The 15,634-nt window shown below is 44.6% G+C and carries 16 protein-coding genes; 5 read left to right on the forward strand and 11 right to left on the reverse strand.

Annotation, left to right across the window (positions count from 1 at the left end):
• Positions 1 to 8 precede the first annotated feature (8 nt).
• On the forward strand, positions 9 to 458 hold the full coding sequence (locus tag D0C36_RS10775) for a QcrA and Rieske domain-containing protein (protein ID WP_117391637.1): 450 nt from the start codon (positions 9 to 11) through the stop codon (positions 456 to 458).
• A 368-nt stretch (positions 459 to 826) separates the two neighbouring features.
• The gene (locus D0C36_RS10780) at positions 827 to 1,096 is read left to right on the forward strand and encodes a hypothetical protein (RefSeq protein WP_117391638.1); all 270 of its coding nucleotides are present in this window, start codon (positions 827 to 829) and stop codon (positions 1,094 to 1,096) included.
• Positions 1,097 to 1,102: 6 nt separating this feature from the next.
• On the opposite strand, the gene D0C36_RS10785 is transcribed toward D0C36_RS10780, so the two are convergent.
• The 9 genes from D0C36_RS10785 to D0C36_RS10825 all read right to left on the reverse strand — a co-directional run bounded on the left by D0C36_RS10785 (position 1,103) and on the right by D0C36_RS10825 (position 9,856).
• Positions 1,103 to 2,251: an MFS transporter gene (locus tag D0C36_RS10785; RefSeq protein WP_233524467.1), complete on the reverse strand. Its 1,149-nt coding sequence runs from the start codon at positions 2,249 to 2,251 to the stop codon at positions 1,103 to 1,105.
• 72 nt (positions 2,252 to 2,323) lie between these two features.
• A complete protein-coding gene (locus D0C36_RS10790; RefSeq protein ID WP_117391640.1) occupies positions 2,324 to 2,848 on the reverse strand; it encodes a hypothetical protein in 525 nt (174 codons plus the stop codon).
• A 102-nt stretch (positions 2,849 to 2,950) separates the two neighbouring features.
• Complete coding sequence (locus tag D0C36_RS10795) at positions 2,951 to 3,649, reverse strand: DsbA family oxidoreductase (protein WP_117391641.1); 699 nt, start codon at positions 3,647 to 3,649, stop codon at positions 2,951 to 2,953.
• Positions 3,650 to 3,859: 210 nt separating this feature from the next.
• Entirely contained in the window at positions 3,860 to 4,075 is a 216-nt protein-coding gene (locus D0C36_RS10800; RefSeq protein ID WP_117391642.1) for a heavy metal-binding domain-containing protein, read from the reverse strand.
• A 3-nt stretch (positions 4,076 to 4,078) separates the two neighbouring features.
• On the reverse strand, positions 4,079 to 5,518 hold the full coding sequence (locus tag D0C36_RS10805) for a PepSY domain-containing protein (protein ID WP_117391643.1): 1,440 nt from the start codon (positions 5,516 to 5,518) through the stop codon (positions 4,079 to 4,081).
• A 3-nt stretch (positions 5,519 to 5,521) separates the two neighbouring features.
• Positions 5,522 to 7,867, reverse strand: a complete 2,346-nt coding sequence (locus D0C36_RS10810) for a TonB-dependent receptor (RefSeq protein ID WP_117391644.1) — start codon at positions 7,865 to 7,867, stop codon at positions 5,522 to 5,524.
• Between the two features lie 300 nt (positions 7,868 to 8,167).
• The gene (locus D0C36_RS10815) at positions 8,168 to 8,539 is read right to left on the reverse strand and encodes a hypothetical protein (RefSeq protein ID WP_117391645.1); all 372 of its coding nucleotides are present in this window, start codon (positions 8,537 to 8,539) and stop codon (positions 8,168 to 8,170) included.
• A 119-nt stretch (positions 8,540 to 8,658) separates the two neighbouring features.
• On the reverse strand, positions 8,659 to 9,021 hold the full coding sequence (locus D0C36_RS10820) for a glycoside hydrolase (protein WP_117391646.1): 363 nt from the start codon (positions 9,019 to 9,021) through the stop codon (positions 8,659 to 8,661).
• A 100-nt stretch (positions 9,022 to 9,121) separates the two neighbouring features.
• Complete coding sequence (locus D0C36_RS10825; RefSeq protein WP_117391647.1) at positions 9,122 to 9,856, reverse strand: FkbM family methyltransferase; 735 nt, start codon at positions 9,854 to 9,856, stop codon at positions 9,122 to 9,124.
• Positions 9,857 to 10,083: 227 nt separating this feature from the next.
• On the opposite strand from D0C36_RS10825, the gene dnaK reads away from it, so the two are divergent.
• Entirely contained in the window at positions 10,084 to 11,988 is a 1,905-nt protein-coding gene (gene dnaK, locus D0C36_RS10830; RefSeq protein ID WP_117391648.1) for a molecular chaperone DnaK, read from the forward strand.
• A 222-nt stretch (positions 11,989 to 12,210) separates the two neighbouring features.
• Here the strand turns inward: dnaK and D0C36_RS10835 are convergent, their stop codons facing one another.
• Together D0C36_RS10835 and D0C36_RS10840 are read right to left on the reverse strand one after the other, a co-directional pair.
• The gene (locus D0C36_RS10835; RefSeq protein ID WP_117391649.1) at positions 12,211 to 12,960 is read right to left on the reverse strand and encodes a class I SAM-dependent methyltransferase; all 750 of its coding nucleotides are present in this window, start codon (positions 12,958 to 12,960) and stop codon (positions 12,211 to 12,213) included.
• Positions 12,960 to 13,487: a serine acetyltransferase gene (locus tag D0C36_RS10840; protein WP_117391650.1), complete on the reverse strand. Its 528-nt coding sequence runs from the start codon at positions 13,485 to 13,487 to the stop codon at positions 12,960 to 12,962. The genes D0C36_RS10835 and D0C36_RS10840 overlap by 1 nt, the downstream gene beginning before the upstream one ends.
• Before the next feature lie 97 nt (positions 13,488 to 13,584).
• On the opposite strand from D0C36_RS10840, the gene D0C36_RS10845 reads away from it, so the two are divergent.
• Both D0C36_RS10845 and D0C36_RS10850 read left to right on the forward strand, forming a co-directional pair.
• A complete protein-coding gene (locus D0C36_RS10845; RefSeq protein WP_117391651.1) occupies positions 13,585 to 14,859 on the forward strand; it encodes a glycosyltransferase family 4 protein in 1,275 nt (424 codons plus the stop codon).
• Complete coding sequence (locus D0C36_RS10850) at positions 14,856 to 15,608, forward strand: glycosyltransferase family 2 protein (protein ID WP_117391652.1); 753 nt, start codon at positions 14,856 to 14,858, stop codon at positions 15,606 to 15,608. The genes D0C36_RS10845 and D0C36_RS10850 overlap by 4 nt, the downstream gene beginning before the upstream one ends.
• Positions 15,609 to 15,634 lie beyond the last annotated feature (26 nt).

A 15,634-nucleotide genomic window follows, 5' to 3' on the forward strand; every position in this document is an offset into this window, starting at 1 on the left:
AATCTACCATGGACAGACACGAATTTTTAGCGAAACTGGGTATCAGCATGGCGGCAGCATGTATTGGCTGCGGTATAGTGAGCTGTACAAAAAATAACCCAAGCATTGTTGACGACAACGGCGGCAATGGCAACAACCCGCCGTCAGGATCGGGCAATGTACTATCCGTTAACCTTGCCAGCGAACTGCAAACCGTGGGCAGCTCAAAAGTTGCCAGCGGCGTAATATTGGTGCGCCTGGCTGCCGATAATGTACCTGCATCGTTCACTGCAGTACAGGTTGCCTGCACCCACCAGGGTACGGCCATAAACTACAACACCAACCAGGGCAAATTTATTTGCCCTAACCACGGCAGTGAGTTTAGCACCAGCGGCGCGGTTGTAGTTGGCCCGGCCACACAGCCGCTCAAAAAATATACGGTAACTATTGATGGCGATAACCTTACGGTAGCCGCCTGATAAATAAAAAGCCCCGCAATAGCCGCTGGTTTTTAAGATCTTACTATGCAGTCGGGCGTTCAGTCGCGGGAAATATTGAGGGATTGACCCCGCGATGCCCGGCGCATGGTAATATTATTATTTAGTCTTCCATCATTCCCGTTGGCTAAAGCCAACGGTTACATAAGCAAAACACCCGGGACTTAGCCCAATTGATCTGTAATATTTAGGCTAAAGCCAGCATCTTACAATCTAAGAACCGTTGTCTGAAGGCAACGGCAATGATCAATTTTAAAGCTCATTGTTCTTCAATCCATCCGGCTTTGCTGGTCGCTAAAACTTAATACAGCCAGGCTTGTTCTTAAACAGTACTACAAAACATAAGAACTATGAACGCTTATCAGCAAAAATGGATAGATATACTGCAGGCCGCCTCAATTAAAGACTGGGATATTAAAGCCGTAGACAATGATATTTATATTGAGATGCCGCACGTAAGCGACCTTAAATTGATAAGGGATAACCTGCCATCAACCCTGGCGGCACTATCGCTGGATATTGAGCTTCCGCACGAACGCCTGAAATTTATCTTTCATAACGGGTATGAAAACTTTGAGTATGTGCTTAACCCAAGCGCCGACGATCTGAATAAAGAATAGCAGCTATCAGATCTTTGCTTTTGTAGAGAATGCGCTTACACAGATACCCATCAAAGCAATAAGTGTGAACGATGCGCGCAATGATAGTGCACCGGCAATAAAACCAATAACCGGCGGGCCAACTAAAAAGCCCATAAAGCTAATGGTTGATACCGCCGCAATAGCCACCCCCGGCGACATAGTTTTTGATTTGCCCGCGGCACTATACACCAGCGGCACAACCGATGATACGCCGAAACCTACCAGCAGAAAACCACCTAAAGCTGTATAAACATAAGGGAATATTACCGCTATGGCCAAACCTGTAGCAGTAAGTAAACCACTTATCTGCAGGGTGCGTTTTAACCCAAAACGGTGCGAGAAGCTATCGGCAACAAAACGGCCGGTTGCCATGGTGAACATAAAGGCGGTATAACCCAAACCCATAATTTCTTTTGGGGCGAGGACAACCTTTTTGAAATAGATAACGCTCCAGTCAAACATGGCACCTTCGCATATCATGGAACAGAATGCAATGAGCCCGAGTTTGATGAGCGATTTATCAGGCATTACAAATACCGGCCCGGCACTTGCCGGCTTATCAAACTTCAAATAGCGCGATGTGGTAAGGATGGTTAATAATACCACAAACATTATCATCACAAAATGATGCAGCGGCACAATAGCGCGGCCTATCATAAAAGTGCCGATGGCAGCACCGGTAAAGCCTGCAAGGCTCCACAAACCATGAAAAGAAGCGAGGATAGGCCTGCCATACATTTCCTCGGCAGCAACAGCCTGGGTGTTTACTGATATATTTACCGCGTTACTGGCAAAGCCGAAAAGCAACAAGCAGCATATCAGTTGGAAGGTATTTTGCGCCAAACCTAATGTGGCCAGGGTAATACAATAAACCGTGAGCGCAGTTATCAGCAAATTTCGGCTCCCTATGCGGGTAATTACCCAGCCAGAGAATGGCAGGGAACAAATTAACCCCACAGGTAGCGAGAACAAAACACCGCCCAGGGCTGCATCACTTAGCTTAAGGGTTTGTTGTATAGTAGCAATGCGCGATGCCCAACTGGCAAAGCAAAGCCCCGCCATAAAAAACATTACGCCAACAATAGCCCGTAAAGTTGTTCTTGAAAAATTGTAAGTGCGTGGTGCTGTGTCCAATCGTATTGTGTAATAATGACACCAAATATAAATAATATCCCTCTTAGCAGAGAGATATTATTTTGCATACACTTATTGTTTGATATTAAATGAACCTCTTACAAATTGGGTTGCCCCGCTTGAGTTAACTACATTAGCTTCGTAACCGCCTTTTATAGTTCCTTTTGAATAGGCATCCATACTTGAAACGGTAATTTCTATTTTGCCCGGCTCACCGGGAACCAGGCTATAATCGCCAATGTTTAATATAAGCAGATCAAAGGTGCCGGTTTTATCACCAACATATCCTATGCTGATAACATCAGAATTAAGCCTGCCGGAAATGTTATTAACACCCAAAACGGTATTAAAATTTACCTGGTCATAAGTTTGTATACCCGTTGCGGTGTTCAGTTGCATCCTTACAGTGTTGGTTGGGCCAATAGGCAAACCAATTGTATTAACCGGCTCATTTGTGCCGGGGTTTGTACCAGTGCCCCCATCTGCCGGGTCCTTTATCAGAATATCTTTGGGCAATACAGGAGCGTCAATTTTACAACTGCTTACTGCTGCCAAAAAAACAGCAAGTACCAATGCCTTACAGTACAACTTTTTCATACACTTAACATTTACATCGAATATCCAGGTTTTCAGGGACCTGTTCGTTATACGAAAAAGCGCCTGCAGAAGTTAATGTTAAGGTAAGAATATTTAATTGAACTAACAATCACCATCGGGGCCACAAACAGGGCCGTCAATTATTTCTAACTGTTGTCCTTGCTGATCCCATTCTTCAAAAGCTTTCTCAATTGTTTGGGTAAATACCGGGGCGGGTTGCGCGCCGGATACGCCATACTTATCATTCATTACAAAGAACGGTACACCGCGGATGCCTAATTGCTGCGCCTCAGCAATATCGCGCCTTACATCATCTGCAAAAGCATCAGAAGCAAGAGTTTGCTTCACCAGTTCAGCATCTAAGCCTATCGATATGCCCAACTCTATTAGGGTAGCGTCGTCATCAGTGTTTTTGCTGTCAGTGAAATAGGCTTTAAATAAAGCTTCCTCGGCTGCATCGCCTAAGCCGTGCTGTTTGGCGAGATGACCAAAACGATGTGCTTTAAAACTATTGGCAACAACAGCACTTTCCAGGTTATAGGTTAAACCAACTTCGGCAGCCATTTGGGTAACATGAGCATCCATCTGGTGCACGTAATCCTCTGTCCAGCCTTTAATGTTCGATAAATATTGGGTGTGACTAACCGACAGATCGGTTTTCATATCGGGGTTAAGCTGGTAGCTTTTCCACTCTACCTCTACTTTATCTTTATGCGGAAACTGGTTAAGCGCCTCTTCAAACCTGCGTTTTCCAATGTAGCAGAACGGGCACATCACATCAGACCATATCTCAACTTTCATAAGCTTTATATTTTTTATAAAGTTACGAGGAGAAGAAATGCGAAGGGTAAGGAGAAAGTCAAAAATTGACTCACCCGGTCCGCACTACGCTGGACCACCCTCTCTGCCCTTTGGGCAGAGAGGGTAAAATTCCCTCACCCTCTTTTCGCGCAGCGAAGAGAGGGTCGACGAGCGTAGCAAAGTCGGGGTGAGTCAACCGGAGCGCTGATACTACCTCGCAGTTGTATCGCGCTCTACCAGGTCCATGCCGCATTTGCTGCAGGTACCTGGTTTGTCTGATGTAATATCGGGGTGCATGGTACAATAATACTTCCCTTTTGGCTTTGCAGCCTCTGTGGCTTTAGCATCTTTTTGGGTTGATGTATTGCAGGCCGCAAAACCCAATACCGATGATGCTACAGCTAAAACAATGATGTATCTTTTCATATCTTATTTATTTCTTATAAATCCGGCGAAGCCAAATACCGACACTACCAAAACACCTAATGCTGCCAACATGCTCACTATATCCCTCACATTTTTACCGGCCCAGGCCATACCGAAGTATTTGTGCAAAAATATAAAGGAAAATCCTTCTGCCCTGTCAATGCCTGCAACTTTTGTAGCTAACTGTGAGGTAGTGGTTTCAAAATACCAATTTTCTCCATTAGTATAGCTTACTTGTTGCACGGGCAGGCGTTTATTAATAAAGCCATACTCGTTGGTAAACTCGCGCACCTGTTCAACTTTTACTCTCCCTTTAACCTTTACCTGCGGTGTAGCACCATATTGTATCGCAAGGTATTGCGCATAAGCAACATCGCCATCTACAAGCTCAGCTCCGGTAGCAACATCGAAATATTTAACGTGCTTTTTGGTATCGTTTAACTGGTAATACGTTTTGCCGTTAAACTGCGCTAAAGCCACATTTTTAACCAGACTATCGGCAACCGGCAATTGCAGGTTTGAGGTAAGCAACTGATCTGTTTTAACCGATTGCTTTACGCCCTGCTGAGCCGGATGCTTATCATTCACCAGCTTCACGTACAGGTGAAACGCACCACTAATAGTAAAAGTGAACATCACCAGCGAAACCGCTATACCCAGCTGTCTGTGGAAACGATGTACAAACCTCGTATCCTTGCGTTTGTCGCGACGACGGTTTTCGGTGGCGGTTTTAAACTTTTTCCAGAACAACCCATAAACCGTTAAGCCTGATAGCAGCGACAAGAACATCACCGTTACGATGATGAGCAGCACCACTACCCTGAATTGCTCTCCGCCGATGGTTTCCAGAAACTGCCAGGTATGCAATTGCTCAAACACCACCAGCATTACTTTGCGGGTGGTATTATTGAACGTGCCCATGCGGCTTTGGCTGGTCTCAATGTACACATCCATACCATCAGGCCTGTCAAAAGCTATCTTCCAAACCGGCAGCAGGCGGTTAATGGGCTGATACTCCGCATCAAAAGTTTTTTGCAGGGTAATGCTCTTTACTTTTGATGTACTGTCTTGCGTAAAATAACGCGCCAGGAAAGTAGCATAAAGCCTGTCGCCATCGTTTAACAAACTACCTGTATTAGCCGAATAGTATTTATACGTACTATCCATTCCCAGCACCTGGTAATAAGGCTGGCCTTTAAAACTGATGCTACCAAAATTGATGAAATCTTTGATTTCATTTTTATCCAACACCTGTTTGATGGACAAGGCAGGCTTCTCTTTTAAAGGTTGCGCTTTGTAAAACTCCTTAGCTATCGTTGGCCTGAACCAGTTTGACATGAATGGGTGCGAGAATCCACTCAGCGTCCACATGATGACAGGGATAAGGGCTGTTAAGCCCAATATCCTATGCCATTTATAAAAATTCTGTTTTGCAGTTGCCATTTATCAATATTTTGAAAATGAATAGCTGATCCCTAACGAATATACCCTCGGCGGCGCAGCATTGTACGTATCGCCGTACTGGTTGCTGATCACCGTGGTAGCGTAAAGCTTATTGGTTAAGTTAAGCACATTGAACCATATACCACAACCTTTAAGCGCACCGCTTTTTACATCGAAACCGGTACGGGCGTTGAAAAGATCATACCCGCCATAGCTTTTTGTATTAGCCGGGTTGGTAAAGTATGACCCGATATGCTGCCACTCGCCCGAGATACGGAAACCATTGAGGTAAGCGGGTTTGTAGGTCAGCTCGCTGTTGGCTATCCATTTTGGTGCATTAGCCATGCGGTTACCATCATAAACCAATACAGTGTTGGTACCGGTAGCGTAGTTGGTGCGCACTTCGCTGTAATCGCGGTAGGTGTGCCATGCATTAGTGCCGCTAAAGCGGAAAGCAATTTCCTTAACCGGCGCAAAAGCCAATGAGTATTCCACCCCTCGGTGACGGGTTGCACCTGCATTTTGGTTCTGCGTGGTATTATCTGGCAGCAACTGGTTAATGATCTCGTTGCGGCCTTCCAGGTCATACAGCGATAATTCGATGTACAACTTTTTATCGAACGCTGCGAACCAGCCGCCTGCCTCGTAGTTATTAAACGTTGCCTGTTTCAGCGGAACCAGCTGGCGGGCGCTGTACAAGTCACCCGTCTCTGGTGGTTGGAAACCTACGCTGTAGTTGGCATACAAACCTTTGTTGTTACCAAAATTATAAGTCAAACCAAGCTTAGGGGCTACGATATTGAAATCGTTGGTTTCCTGCTGTTTGTACTTGCTGCCGCTGGTGATGCCATTGGTAAAGTTGTAATGGATCCTGTCATAACGCAAACCCATTACAATGCGCAAAGCATCGGTAGGTTTGAGTTCGTACTGAGTATAAGCTGCGGTATTAAATAGCTTGATGCGATAGTTATCGATATAAGTACCGGTGTTGGTGTAGCCTGTATAAAAATTATTGGCTACATCTTTTTGTATCTCAAGATACTTGGCATAGTACGAACTTGGGCTGTTGTCCAGATAAGCGCCAATGATCAACCTCGAATGCAGAAAATCAAAATCCTGGCGGTGCTGGGTTAATAGGCCAATGCTGTGGAAGCTTTGGTTATTCTCCTGTCCGTTTGAACTTAAATAATTGCCGGCATTATCCCTCACGTCAGAAATGTAATAGCTTGGCAACTGACCGGTTGAGTTGTTACGATAGAACAGGGTGAAGAAGGTATTGCTCTTATCGCTCCATTTATGATCTAAACGGGTATTGGCACGCCATGCCTCAACTTTACGATAAGTAAAACGCTGGTTAGCGCCGTATTTACGACTATAAAATTTAGTGCTGTCCAGGCTGCCCGGTGTTTGGGTATTGAGGTAGTTATAAGCTAACGATGTAGTTAAACGGGTATTGGCATCAAAATCATAAGTGGTTTTAAAATTGCCGCTTCGTTTATCAAAATCGGCATAATCCTGCCAGCCATCGCGCTGGCGGGCGATATAGCCGCCAACATACAGGCCAAACTTACCGCTGCTGAAACCACCATCGGCATCAACGCGGCGGTAGTGGTAGTTATCGCCCTGGATAGATACATTGCCAGCATAACCGGCAGGCGGCCCCTGAGTGATAAAGTTAACCGCACCGCCAATGGCATTACTGCCGTATAGTGACGAAGCCGGGCCTTTGATCACCTCAATATCGCGCACGCCGCTCATGTTTACTTCATAAAGCGAGTTGTGGTTAAAAATACCTGTAGGGCGAATAGGCAAACCATCTTCCATATACAGGTACAATGCGTTATAAGTGATAGGCTGGCGGATAGCCATGGTGTGCTGCTCGTTACCCAGATCAACCATGTAAACGCCGGTTACTTTGTTTAGTAATTGATAAAGGGCGGTAGCTTTAGTATCATGGATCTGGGTAGCGTTTATTTTACTGATGGCAATTGGCGCATCCTGCCTGGCCTGGCGTTCTCGGCTGGCAGAAACCACTACCTGCTGTAAGTCGATAGTTGATGGCTCCATCATCACCTCAATAGCTTTTGCATTGGTGGCTTTGATGATCTGCGTGGTAAAGCCTATCATGGCAAAACGCAGGTTTGATACGGTATCAGCCTGTAGGCTGAATTTACCTTTATTATTAGATGTAGTTAAAACAGCGCCGGTAGCAGCGTTGCTTATCATAACACCCGCCAACGGCTCATGCGTGCGGGCATCGGTAACGGTACCGTGCAGGTTGCCTTGTGCAAAAGAAAATGCACTAACCGTACACAGTATTATGGTATATAATAGTGTAGAGAGTTTCATAAAAAAGTGTGTAGCTCACCACCATCACAGCGGAGAGATCTGATAAATCACAGTAATGAACGACCGATAAAGATATGCAAGCAGACAAAGCGCCGTCAGGTGCTTAAGGTCGGTAGCAGAGATTAATCAAGCATCAAAGGCGTGCCGTCAGGTACGCAACAGCAGCATTAGTTTCGTACCTGACGGCACGAAGAAATGTATTTGTTTTTGTTCTACAGACCTTTGATCCCTACGGGATTTATCGCCTTTAACATAGCGCGATCAGCATTAACTGTATTAAAAAAATGGGATGGGACTTTTTTATGCGAGCCGGGGCGGCTGGTAGATATCCTGGATAAGTTGCGGCAAAGCAATGCGGTAGTTTGGTACTTTGGTTACCGATAACAGCACCGTGTAAAAAGTAACCTTTGAGGCCTGATTGTAGAAGGCTTCCTGAAAAAGGTTCTTTTGTGCCTGGCGCTCCTCTGTGCTTTTGTTGTCTTCGGCCTGCTTTAATTTCTTCATGAAATAGCATTTGCCGTTACAATGCAGCTGAGGTTTGTTGCGGTTTTCGCAAAGCTTTGTCGCAATGTAATTACGGTTCAGCTCAAAACCCGCGTAGATAAAAAAACGCGAGAAGTTGGCCGATACCAGCGCTACAATCAATAAGTAAGCGGTTATGCGTTGCAACATCGGCGCAAAGGTAATTTGTTGTGCGTTACATTACAAGTGTTTTAAACTTGTTATTACCATTACGCAAAAAAGCCCCGCCGGGTTGGCAGGGCCTTTTAAAATTGTTATAGGGTTGTGGGTTACTTGGCGCGTTTAAGAACAAAGTGCGAGCTGCTGCCGCCAAAATCAATATCCATAGCACAAGAATCTGCATAGGCTTTGCCTTTATGCGGATAATCGGTACCTGATACGTTTACGCTGAAGCTAAAATCATCGCCTTTAATTTTTCCGTTATCTAACGATATTTCGCCCATTTGTGATGATACCGTACCGGTTAACTTTTCGCCATCGGCCTTAAAGTTATATGATACATCCAAGGCGTTACCATCAGGTGTTGAGATGGTACCGTTCCATTTGCCGTTAACATCAGCAAAAACTGCCGCTGCCACACATACCGCAACAAAGCATGAAAGCAGGATAGTGCTAAATAATTTTTTCTTCATATCGGGGTCTATAGTTTATAGCTCTAAGATAACATTTTAATTAAAACCAAATCATAAACAGCACATTAAATAATCAAATGCCATCTATTCTCCTTTGCATTTACACGGCAACTAACCCTGTGTTGGTCAACAGGATATCGCAATGGCTTAATTTCAGTTTTGAAGCGCCATGCCAAAACATAGAATAAAGGCCTGAAACGGTGAACCCATAAGGTGCTAAATAATTAAGCAGGGTTGAAACGTAGGTTTGGCAGTTATTATTGATATCAAAACCGGCTTCTATGTAAATAAACTTTACATGATCTTTCAACATAGGTTTAAGCCCATCAAGCACACTTATTTCAAAACCCTCGGTATCTATCTTTAAAATATCAATTGTAGAGATATCATATTTCTCAACTACACTTAAGCCTGTAATTACCTCTATCGTTTCTTCATCGGGCAAGTTTGTATTATTAGCCCCGTTTAATGAGCTAACGCCATTGTAATTTGCAGATTTGTAAATTTTTGCCTCTCCCTGTTCGCTGCCCAGCGCATTCCTGAAACATCTAATGCGCTTATTACCTGCGGTGGCTAACACCATTTTATCGTACACACTTTTTACAGGTTCAAAAGTGTATATATCTGCATTTTTAAAATGCCGGGCATAATAGTTAGCAGTTTGGCCCTCGTTACCACCAACATCAAAAATAACTTTCGGATCTACTGCTGCTCTTTTGAGGTCTAAAACTGCAATACGGCCATTTGGTATAAAAGGTACATACCGGTGATTGCGGCGTATCAGACCTTCCTGTAACTTCTCAATAGCAGCACCTACAATATATTTTAGACCCATAGCGCTAAGATATATATTTTCATGGCTTTGCTTTTTAATCTCTGATTAACCAACCTCCGATCTCTAAACCACTGCCAACCTGTCACCGAAAAGTAATCCGGTGCTGACGGTTTGTACAGTACATGACATCATTTTATCCATTTTTCTGCCAAAATAATATTGGCACAAGCATTGATAAATAGAGGGAGAAACAAAACATTAATCAATAAAATATCAATCATCATAATATGTCTAAAATAATTGGAATTGACTTAGGAACAACCAACTCCTGCGTTGCAGTAATGGAAGGTAACGAGCCTGTAGTTATTGCAAACAGCGAAGGCAAACGTACTACGCCATCCGTTGTAGCTTTTGTTAACGATGGCGAGCGTAAAGTAGGTGATCCTGCAAAACGCCAGGCTATCACAAACCCTACAAAAACTATCTATTCAATAAAACGCTTTATGGGTAACCAGTTTAACGAGGTTACTAAAGAAGTAGAGCGCGTACCTTACAAAGTTGTAAAAGGCGACAATAATACTCCACGTGTTGAAATTGGCGACCGTAAATATACGCCGCAAGAGATCTCTGCCATGATACTTCAGAAAATGAAGAAAACGGCAGAAGACTTTATCGGTTCTGAAGTTACTGAAGCGGTTATTACCGTACCTGCTTACTTTAACGATGCACAACGCCAGGCTACTAAAGAAGCCGGTGAAATTGCTGGTTTAAAAGTTCGCCGTATTATTAACGAGCCTACTGCTGCTGCCCTTGCCTACGGTTTGGACAAAGCACACAAGGATATGAAAATTGCAGTTTTTGACTGTGGTGGTGGTACGCATGACGTATCAATCCTTGACCTTGGCGATGGCGTGTTTGAAGTAAAAGCAACCGATGGTGACACTCACCTTGGTGGTGACGACTTTGACCAGGTGATCATTGACTGGATGGCTGACGAATTTAAAAGCGACGAAGGTGTAGACCTGCGTAAAGACCCAATGGCTTTACAACGCTTAAAAGAAGCAGCTGAGAAAGCTAAGATTGAGTTATCAAGCTCTACTCAAACCGAGATCAACCTGCCATACATTACTGCAGGTGCCGAGGGCCCAAAACACTTGGTTAAAACTTTAACCCGTGCAAAATTTGAGCAATTGGCTGATAGCCTGATCAAACGTACTATTGATCCGTGTAAAACTGCTTTGAAAAACGCAGGTTACAGCGCATCAGATATCGATGAGATCATCCTTGTTGGTGGTTCAACCCGTATCCCTGCTATACAGGATGCAGTACAAAAATTCTTCGGTAAAGCACCATCAAAAGGCGTTAACCCTGATGAGGTAGTAGCTATTGGTGCTGCTATACAAGGTGGTGTATTAACCGGCGAAGTAAAAGATGTGTTATTGTTAGATGTTACCCCACTTTCATTAGGTATCGAGACCATGGGTGGCGTAATGACCAAACTGATCGAATCTAACACTACCATCCCAACTAAAAAATCTGAAACGTTCTCAACTGCGTCTGACAGCCAGCCATCAGTAGAGATCCATATTTTACAAGGTGAGCGCCCAATGGCATCTGCTAACCGCACCATAGGCCGTTTCCACCTGGATGGTATACCACCGGCACCACGCGGTGTGCCTCAAATTGAAGTAACCTTTGATATTGATGCTAACGGTATATTACACGTATCTGCAAAAGATAAAGCTACCGGTAAAGAGCAAAAGATCCGTATCGAAGCTTCATCGGGCTTAACTGATGCTGAGATCAAGAAAATGAAAGACGAAGCTGAAGCTAACGCTGATGCCGATAAAAAAGCAAAAGAAGAAGTTGAGAAACTGAACAGTGCTGATGCTTTGATCTTCTCTACCGAGAAACAGTTGAAAGAATACGGCGACAAGATACCTGCTGACAAAAAAGCACCTATCGAAGCTGGCTTAGAAAAACTGAAAGCTGCTTACTCTGCTAAAAACTTAGAAGAGATTGAAACAGCACAAACAGAGCTAAACACTGCATGGACCGCAGCTTCTGAAGACATGTACAAAGCTTCTGCCGAAGCTGGTCAACAACCGGGCGCTGACGCAGGTGCAGCTGGTGGCCAACCAGAGGGTGGCGCTGATAATGTAACTGATGTAGACTTTGAAGAAGTTAAGTAATCGGTTCTCCTTATAAATCGAAAAAGCCGGACATTACTGCTCCGGCTTTTTTTGTGTAAATACTTTTTGTCATTTCGAACGAGGTACGAGGAGAAATCTTGTTATTGATGCTAAGCGATTCGCTATTCAGGGATAACAGGATTTCTCCTCGCTGTCGCTCGTTCGAAATGACATTGTTATTTAAACCCCTCTCCTTCGGAGAGGGGTTTGGGGAGAGGCTTCTTACAACGTCGCCTTCACCACAATATATGGCGATAACGCTTTGCTATCAATCGGAATAATTTTAGTGAACACCTTGCCCATCACCCAAATCATTTTCGTAATGCCTTTGGCAATAGCAGATTGTTCAGATTTATTCTCCAACCAAACAGTGAATTTACCGTGGTAGTAGGTCTCAATATCTTTTAAGCCCAAAGCTTTGCAGCTATCGTGCAGCAGGGTAAGATCCATGCTGTTGATGTTGTGCTTGTCGTAGTTCTCTTTATCAAAATTCTTTTGCACCCAGCCATTAACGGCTTTGAAGTTTGGCAGGGTGATAAACAACGTGCCGCCCGGCTTTAAAAACTTGAGGTGCTCTTTTATGATGAACTGTGTATCGTTAAAATGCTCTATCAACCCAAAGGATAACACCATATCAAATTTCTCTGCAGGCTCGTAGGCAAACAGGTCGGTTTCTATAATGTCGATATCGCCGGGTTTAAGATCATTAGCAGCAAGCAGTTGATTGATCAACTCCGGGTGGATAAAATAATCGAGCAGGGTAGTTTTAAGGTGCTGGTATTTCTTAAGGTAGATAGAATAATAGCCCGGGAAACCGCCAAGCTCAATAGCGTTTTTGATGCCTTTCTCTTTAATAAGTTTGCCCAGTATATCACCGAAAACGTAATTAGGTTTCAGCTTAAAGATCAACCCCTTGCGCGATTCCCAAAACGATTTCCAAAAAGTGCGGTCGGTTAGTAAGTTATTATCCATTAAATGCTTTCAATCGGGGCCTCAACCCTGTTATTTAGTATGCGTGCCGGGTTACCAACCGCTACGCTGTTATCGGGTATGCTTTTTACTACCACGGCACCTGCACCAATGGTTACGTTGTTGCCGATGCTAATATCGCCAATGATGCAAACATTAGCACCTACATCAACATGGTTACCTAAACGCGGGCAGCCGCTTAATGTTCCGTCGGCCAGTTTTTTATGGCCAATGGTAACGCCGTTGCGCAGCACACAGTTATCCCCTATGATCACTTTATTGTTCACTACCAGGCCCTGTCCATGGTAAAACACAAAGTTTGGGCCTATGGTGAGTTTACGCGGTAGTTCCACCCCCAGGCTCCATTCTACAAAAAAGCGGTAGAACATCAGGTAGGGGAAAAAGATGATCTTGGTAGGCGTGTATTTGTTAACGGCATTCACCAGCCTGAACATGGTAAGCACCAGCCGCCCCTTAACGTTGCCGCGGTTAGCTTTCCAATCCTGAAATATGTAGCTGAAGAAACCCATTATAATCGTTTACCGGTGCTAAACTTCATTTAAACACAAATGACGCAATCAAAAGTAAAATTTTTATATTTAGTATCATTATACTTGCCGCTTAGAAATGAAGGTTGCACTCATAAATACATCTGATGCAGGCGGCGGCGCTGCCGAAGCATGCATGCGCCTGCTTAAAGCCCTTAAGCAACAAAACGTTGAGGCTACCATGGTGGTGCAGGAAAAGCGCCGCCAGGCCGAAGGTGTACATGGTGTTAACCAGGGGTTTTTCGGCAAGCTAAGAGCAAGATTTAACTTCTTTTTAGAACGCATCCCCTACATTTTATTTGATGAACGCGAAAAAGCCGTGCGTTTTGCTTTCTCTACCGCCAATGTAGGTACCGATATCAGCCACGATAAAGTGATACGCGAGGCAGATATCATCCACCTGCACTGGACCAACTCGGGCTTCCTTTCTGTTAAAGATCTCAAAAAAATCTTCGCGCTGAACAAACCCGTGGTTTGGACTTTACATGATATGTGGGCCTTTACCGGCGGCTGCCATTACGCAGGCCCGTGTAACCACTTTAAAAATCAATGCGGCAATTGCTACTTCCTGCGCGATCCGCAGGACGATGACCTGTCGCACAGCGGATGGATGCGCAAGAGTGCACTATTTGCCGAGGCAAAGAACCTTTCGATAGTGACCTGTAGTCACTGGCTGGGCGAGGTAGCTATGAAAAGCAGCCTGCTTAAGGGCTTTATGATCGAGGCTATCCCAAATCCTATCGATACAGAACTTTTTTCGCCCAAAGGCAAAGCCGCCATGCGAACCAAATGGAAAGTTACCGGCGATGCCAAAGTGATCCTGTTTGGTGCAGCTAACATTAATGATCGCCGAAAGGGTATCAACTTTTTGGTAGATGCCTTGAAGCATTTGAAAGCTTTGGCGCCTGATGAGCAGGTAGAGATAGTGATTTTTGGGAAGAACAAGCATTTCGATACCTCAACCCTACCCTTCAAAGTGCATCAGCTGAATACCATTACTTCACCATCTGATCTGGCAGAGATCTACAGCCTTGCTGATGTTTTTGTGTCGCCATCGGTAGAAGATAACCTGCCCAACATGATAATGGAAGCTATGGCCTGCGGAACGCCTGTAGTGGCCTTCAACACCGGCGGTATCCCTGATCTGATAGACCACTGGACCAACGGCTACCTCGCCGAGTTCAAATCATCTGCCGACCTGGCAACCGGCCTGCAAATGTTATTGACCACGCACGAGTGGGATAAATACTCAGCCGCCGCGCGCTATAAAGTGAAACGGGTATTTAATAACGAGAAAGTGGCCGGCCAATATATCTCCCTTTACCAATCTGTACTAAAGCCCATCAACGGATGAAACAACCTGTTCTGTCGGTTATCACCATCGTATATAATAACGTGCGCGATATTGAGCGTACCATGCTATCCGTTTTAGGGCAAACCTACCCGGCTATCGAATATATTGTTATTGATGGCGCATCAAACGATGGCACGCTGGATGTGGTTAAGAAATACGAAGATCGGCTGGCCAAACTCACCAGCGAAAAAGATAAAGGCATTTACGATGCCATGAACAAAGGCCTCGCCGCAGCTACCGGCGATTATGTGATCTTCATGAACTCGGGCGATGAGTTTTATGACGATGGCACCGTTACCAAAGTGTTTGCCACCGCACCCGATGCCGACATTTACTACGGTGAAACCGAAATGGTGAACGATGCCCGCGAAAGCCTGGGCCAACGCCGCCACAAAGCACCCAATAAGTTTACCTGGAGAGGTTTTAAGCATGGCATGAGCATTAGCCATCAGGCCATCTACATCAAACGTTCGCTGGTTGAGCCTTACGACCCCAAATATCAGTTGAGTGCGGATATCGACTGGATCATCAAAGCTGCTAAAAAAGCAAAGCAGATAGTCCGCGTAGATGGCTACGTTGCTAAATATTTGGTAGGCGGCATGTCAAAAGCCAAACACCGACAAAGTTTGCAGGAGCGTTTCGATATCATGAAACGGCATTACGGGTTAATACCAACGTTGTTTAACCATGGGGTTATTGCGCTTAACCTTGGCTGGTATTGGTTGTTGCATAGACGAACGAATGATTAGATGATAAATCCCGTCATTGCGAGGCA

Source organism: Mucilaginibacter conchicola (assembly GCF_003432115.1).
Taxonomy (GTDB): domain Bacteria; phylum Bacteroidota; class Bacteroidia; order Sphingobacteriales; family Sphingobacteriaceae; genus Mucilaginibacter; species Mucilaginibacter conchicola.

Excerpts from the sequence above, each read along its gene's own strand:
- D0C36_RS10800 (WP_117391642.1), bottom strand. The coding sequence starts at position 4,075 with ATGAAAAGATACATCATTGTTTTAGCTGTAGCATCATCGGTATTGGGT.
- D0C36_RS10790 (WP_117391640.1), bottom strand. The coding sequence starts at position 2,848 with ATGAAAAAGTTGTACTGTAAGGCATTGGTACTTGCTGTTTTTTTGGCA.
- dnaK (WP_117391648.1), top strand. The coding sequence starts at position 10,084 with ATGTCTAAAATAATTGGAATTGACTTAGGAACAACCAACTCCTGCGTT.
- D0C36_RS10805 (WP_117391643.1), bottom strand. The coding sequence starts at position 5,518 with ATGGCAACTGCAAAACAGAATTTTTATAAATGGCATAGGATATTGGGC.
- D0C36_RS10825 (WP_117391647.1), bottom strand. The coding sequence starts at position 9,856 with ATGGGTCTAAAATATATTGTAGGTGCTGCTATTGAGAAGTTACAGGAA.
- D0C36_RS10780 (WP_117391638.1), top strand. The coding sequence starts at position 827 with ATGAACGCTTATCAGCAAAAATGGATAGATATACTGCAGGCCGCCTCA.
- D0C36_RS10775 (WP_117391637.1), top strand. The coding sequence starts at position 9 with ATGGACAGACACGAATTTTTAGCGAAACTGGGTATCAGCATGGCGGCA.
- D0C36_RS10795 (WP_117391641.1), bottom strand. The coding sequence starts at position 3,649 with ATGAAAGTTGAGATATGGTCTGATGTGATGTGCCCGTTCTGCTACATT.
- D0C36_RS10810 (WP_117391644.1), bottom strand. The coding sequence starts at position 7,867 with ATGAAACTCTCTACACTATTATATACCATAATACTGTGTACGGTTAGT.
- D0C36_RS10840 (WP_117391650.1), bottom strand. The coding sequence starts at position 13,487 with ATGGGTTTCTTCAGCTACATATTTCAGGATTGGAAAGCTAACCGCGGC.
- D0C36_RS10815 (WP_117391645.1), bottom strand. The coding sequence starts at position 8,539 with ATGTTGCAACGCATAACCGCTTACTTATTGATTGTAGCGCTGGTATCG.
- D0C36_RS10820 (WP_117391646.1), bottom strand. The coding sequence starts at position 9,021 with ATGAAGAAAAAATTATTTAGCACTATCCTGCTTTCATGCTTTGTTGCG.
- D0C36_RS10850 (WP_117391652.1), top strand. The coding sequence starts at position 14,856 with ATGAAACAACCTGTTCTGTCGGTTATCACCATCGTATATAATAACGTG.
- D0C36_RS10835 (WP_117391649.1), bottom strand. The coding sequence starts at position 12,960 with ATGGATAATAACTTACTAACCGACCGCACTTTTTGGAAATCGTTTTGG.
- D0C36_RS10845 (WP_117391651.1), top strand. The coding sequence starts at position 13,585 with ATGAAGGTTGCACTCATAAATACATCTGATGCAGGCGGCGGCGCTGCC.